Source organism: Infirmifilum sp. (assembly GCF_049970975.1).
Lineage (GTDB): Archaea > Thermoproteota > Thermoprotei > Thermofilales > Thermofilaceae > Thermofilum > Thermofilum uzonense.
In genome coordinates this window covers 1-2,362 of sequence record NZ_JBMFLX010000169.1, presented here as the reverse complement: position 1 = coordinate 2,362, position 2,362 = coordinate 1, and the positions used below count along the sequence as shown (strand labels likewise).

Here is a 2,362-nt window from a genome sequence, read left to right as displayed (position 1 = left end):
TGCTATCGAATATGAGAATATGGGTTGCGAGCCTACGGAAGTTAATTAAGACAATTATAAGGACTGATACCAAACTGTATCAGTGCGCTAGTGGTAAAGCTTCGCTGGATGACGGATCTATGGCTTCTATGATAACTCTAAAAAACGACCAAGAATATACTCAGGTTTTCCATAGCCCGGGGATCGAGCCTTAGATAATAGGGTCTTCTTAAGGGTATTAAGCCTAGGAGCGTTCTTGATGTCGGTTGTGGTCTCGGCTTCTGGGGTGTTGTGTTGAGGGGATATCTGGGTGTTGACCGTATTGTATGTATTGATGTTGACCCTGTTAAGGTTAGCTTCGCGGGGGGTCTTAGTGTTTATAGTGAGCTCCACGTCTCGGATATCAGGTCTTTTAAGTGCGCTGGGTGTTTTGATATTGTTCTTGCTGTTGAGAGTATCCACGGTATCATAGATGCTGACTTGATTAGGAGACTTGAGTCTATGGTTAGGGATGGCGGGCTTATAGTCATGGCTTTACCGGGCTCTAGGCTAGGGGGTAGGGTGCTTACATCTCTTGGGTATAACGTTTACAGGTATCTCCTGAGGGGTTTCATTCTTGTTAGAGTTGATGGTGGAGAGGTTCTAGCGTATCCGAGCCGTGTCTGGATGCTCGCTGGCTCTCTCCTCAGGCTGTTTGCTCCTCTGCTTAGGTTTTTCGGAGTGCTTGATAGAGGCTATCTACTAGCCTATAAAGTTGTGAGGCATGGGTAGGGTTCTAAGTGTTAAGGTTTGTGGTGGCGAAGCCTATGTTACATACTCTGATGGATCTTCATGTGTTGTTTCGAGGTTTAGAAGGGGTTCTCTGGAGCCTCTGGTGAGCTTCAAAGAGCCTAGTTGCCTTATCCTCGTGTGTAGGGGTGATCTCCTGGTATCAGCAGGCAACTCCCTCTACCTCGTCTCCGGCAACGACGCTAAGTTATTGCTGGCGGCTAAGCCCGGTAATTGGTTTTGGCATGCCGTGGCGACTCGCAGTGGTGTTTATGTGCAGGAATATGGCGAGCCTCCCACTGGGATTTACTTCTCGGAGGATTTGAAGTCCTTCGTTAGGCTCGTTACGAATACCGAGATTGACCCATCATCAAGGCACTTCCATTACATAGCCTATGATGAACAGAGGGGCTTGCTCATTGCGACTTTGGGGGATGGTAATGTAGTGAGGGTGGCTGTCTCTGGCGATGGTGGTAGGGGCTGGAGGGCTTTGTATAGGGGTCCGTGGCAGTTTGTCCCTGTGCTTGTAGAGGGCGGAAGGTACGTGTTTGGTTTCGATAGCGGTATTGCCCGTGGTGGTGTTGGGGTTTATGAGGATGGCAGGTTTCGCTTCATCTTCCTAAAGCCGCGCGTTGGTGGTTTTGCCCAGTTTACTGATTTAAGGAGGGTCGGCGATACGTACGTGGGTGTCCTTGGTGCGCCTACCGCCGTTATCGTGTCTAGGGACTTGAGGACTTGGTACCCGCTCCATGTTGATGCTAACTCGACCGGATACAATCATTTCGCCAGTGTTGATGTCCTTGAGGATAGGGTAGTAGCTACAACTGGCTCTGGATTGTTAAGCTTTAGTGGGCGTGATGTCGAGGAGGCCTTTAGGCGGGAGCCGTTCCTGTCGCCGTACAGAGCTCTGTGGGATAGGGCCCGGGGCTTCGGCTTCTTATTGCGGCGGCTTCCCTGGCTTTGGTGAGGCCTAGGCTTCTTGTGTTCACCCGGCGTTTCTGGCCCGAGGGTAGCGGGGCGGAACTGGCTACGTACCTCTTCTTGAGGCGCTATCTTGCCGATGTATTTGATATAACTGTGGTGTCGGGGACGCCCAAGCCTCCGGCGGATGTTCTCAGGTGTTGTAGGTATGTTTATTGGGAGCCTCTTAGGTGGGTTAAGCCGCTTGAGTGGTCTATGACGGTGGTGGGGATGGGCGGTTTAGAAGGCCTCGTTAGGTGGGCCGACGTAGTCTATATTCCGTCTCACAGCCCCACCCCCCTCGCGGTTTTAGCCAAGTTCCTTAATCCGAGGGTAAGGGTGGTGCTCCACATCCACAACAACCAGCTCCTAACCTACACCTCTGTGGTATTGAGCGATTTGGGCCCGAGCTTGCGTTCTGATATACTCGTAGAGCTCCTTGAGAATAGGAGCCTAGTCAGGGCATTATTTACGGGCGTACTGCATAACGCTAAGTATCTGTATCGGCTCGCCCTGCTTCGCTCGGACTTAGTGATTTTCGTAGCAGGGAGACAGCTGGACCTCGCCCTCAGGCATGGTTTACCTATTGGAAAGTCTGCAGTTGTTTATAATCCACCACCCGAGGTGGGTTTTACGGGTAAGGAATTAACGAAGG

Annotated in this window: 4 protein-coding genes; all 4 read left to right on the top strand. The window is 51.1% G+C overall.

Going from position 1 to position 2,362, the window contains the following annotated elements; genetic code table 11:
* A partial coding sequence (locus ACP5KC_RS10150; RefSeq protein ID WP_428287497.1) for a hypothetical protein occupies positions 1–194 on the top strand: 194 nt, incomplete at its 5' end.
* Positions 195–216: 22 nt separating this feature from the next.
* Positions 217–750, top strand: a complete 534-nt coding sequence (locus ACP5KC_RS10145; RefSeq protein ID WP_428287498.1) for a class I SAM-dependent methyltransferase — start codon at positions 217–219, stop codon at positions 748–750.
* Positions 743–1,714 (top strand): hypothetical protein, encoded by a 972-nt coding sequence (locus ACP5KC_RS10140; protein WP_428287496.1) that lies wholly within the window; start codon positions 743–745, stop codon positions 1,712–1,714. Before ACP5KC_RS10145 ends, ACP5KC_RS10140 begins: the two co-directional genes overlap by 8 nt.
* Positions 1,711–2,362: hypothetical protein (locus ACP5KC_RS10135; RefSeq protein ID WP_428287495.1), on the top strand; the 652-nt coding region annotated here is incomplete at its 3' end. The genes ACP5KC_RS10140 and ACP5KC_RS10135, both read left to right, overlap by 4 nt.